The sequence below is a fragment of the Vibrio sp. 10N.222.48.A3 genome, from assembly GCF_041475345.1.
GTDB lineage: Bacteria > Pseudomonadota > Gammaproteobacteria > Enterobacterales > Vibrionaceae > Vibrio > Vibrio tasmaniensis_A.
Map to the genome: position 1 here is coordinate 1 of NZ_JBFRVX010001078.1, position 1,873 is coordinate 1,873.

A 1,873-nucleotide genomic window follows, 5' to 3' on the forward strand; every position below is an offset into this window, starting at 1 on the left:
ACTTAAGACTGATGCCAATATCACCTTGAGCAGTGACTGGAACGTACACGACATCAACCCTCTAGTTGGAATCGCAAATAGCTTAATCATGGGTAAAACAGGCCTAACTGATATCTACACAGCTATCGACGCTTACACGCTCAATGCAGCAAAGAGCCTTGGTATCGAAGACGTCACGGGGTCTATTGAGGTTGGAAAATCAGCGGACTTCGCGATTCTCAACAAAGACATCACTACAGTATCGGCAAGACAAATAGCCAAGACTCAGGTGTTGATGACAGTGTTAAGAGGGGATGTGGTTTTCGAGCGTATAACCAAAGGTAAGTAAAAAATAGCTAATAATCACTGAACATTATCTTTTCCAAGACAACCAAAAAACACAAACATAAAAAAGCATCAATAATATTAAAACATAAAGGTAACAAGTGAATGCAATTATAAGATCAATATCTGTAGGCGTTATATTTGTCCAAATACGTTATTGATATTGCATACGCTACACCGTATAGTGCGCGCAATAATTAACCTCCACTGAGATTTACTTGACATGAGAATACTGATTGGCGCAATAGTCATTGTGCTGAGCATTTTGTTATCCGCATGCACAGATAAAGCTATTACTTCTAGTAGCGAAAAATCACACGATGTTACGAACATAAAAGACACTACGCCTAACAATACGTATATACAGGCTCCCACAACGGAAAGTACGGCTTCTCAAAGTTCACTAGAGTCACATGAAAAAGAGCAGGACAATCTGCAGACTCAGTCGATTCCCAAACCTTCGCAGAAACAGAAGGCCTCTACCGCAGAAGATCCAAAAGAAACTAAAAAACAGAAAGACGCTATAAAAAAAGAGCCCAAATTAGCAAATGAAAAACCATTAGAGCAGAAACAAAAGACACCAAAGAAGTTACAAGTAGAAAAAGAAAACAATAACTCTAGCCACCAACCTTTAGTTTTCCCTGAGTTTTATGCGCCTGAAAAGTATAAACACCCACTACGTCACTCAAAGAAACTCAACTTCATGATTGGCGAAGATAGTAAGGGTTCTTACTTGTATGGTGAAGGTCCTATCGTGCCTGGCGCTTTCAAAAAATTCATTGCTTATGTCGAACACTATAAAAGCCAAGGCGTTGATTTAAAAAGGTTTATGCTTCATAGCCCTGGTGGTGTACTAGATGAAGGCTTAAAAATTGGAGAATATATACTCCAAAATAACTGGAATACTGACGCTGATAAATACATGCGCTGTTATTCAACTTGCGGTTTCATTTATGCAGCTGGTTCTACAAAGTACATTCAAACAGGTGCCGAAGTTGGATTTCACCGTCCATATATTCCAGGAGTTGCGGATACTCCTGAGTTTATTGATGAGGTTTATAAAAAATACCAAGCTTATTGGGCAGCTATAGATGGTAACAAAGGCTTGTATGACAAATTTATGTCTGAGTACGGTCGAGATGAAATGCTGATACTCAAAACCAACAATATCGACAATTATATTCCTGTAGAGAAATATTGATGCCCATTAACACAATAAAATTACCTGAACATATATGGCTTAGAGTTATGCTCTTCGTCATGGGAGCAATGATTATTCTTTTTAACGTCAAAGGTTATGAAGTATTATTTCATGCAGAGCCATTGATTCCATTCATCCCAATTTCTCCTTTTGGAGTCTTACTTGGTTGCGCAGAAATTGCAGTTCTAGCTTGGACATCAGCTGTAATCAGAGAATGGAGCGTATCAAGTCGGGTTCTAAAAATATCTATGTTTGCCTTGGTTCCAGCATTTTGGTTCCTTTGCTATTCAGGTGTAAATAGCTACCTAGATTCTTTGGCGACCGAAGAGATTCGTAAAGTAGAGGCAG

General features: G+C 38.8%; 2 protein-coding genes and 1 pseudogene. All 3 read left to right on the top strand.

The annotated features are described in order from the left end of the window. Window positions 1–328, top strand: a 328-nt coding sequence (locus AB4653_RS23765) for an amidohydrolase family protein (RefSeq protein ID WP_372105479.1), incomplete at its 5' end; no start/stop codon positions are given. 219 nt (window positions 329–547) lie between these two features. Continuing rightward, window positions 548–1,525, top strand: a complete 978-nt coding sequence (locus tag AB4653_RS23770) for a hypothetical protein (protein WP_102257815.1) — start codon at window positions 548–550, stop codon at window positions 1,523–1,525. Next, window positions 1,525–1,873: pseudogene (locus tag AB4653_RS23775) on the top strand (hypothetical protein); the annotation flags it as partial. The gene AB4653_RS23770 and the pseudogene AB4653_RS23775, both read left to right, overlap by 1 nt.

What these genes read in the sequence shown, in the direction of transcription:
- AB4653_RS23770 (WP_102257815.1), top strand. Translation starts at nt 548, where the DNA reads ATGAGAATACTGATTGGCGCAATAGTCATTGTGCTGAGCATTTTGTTA.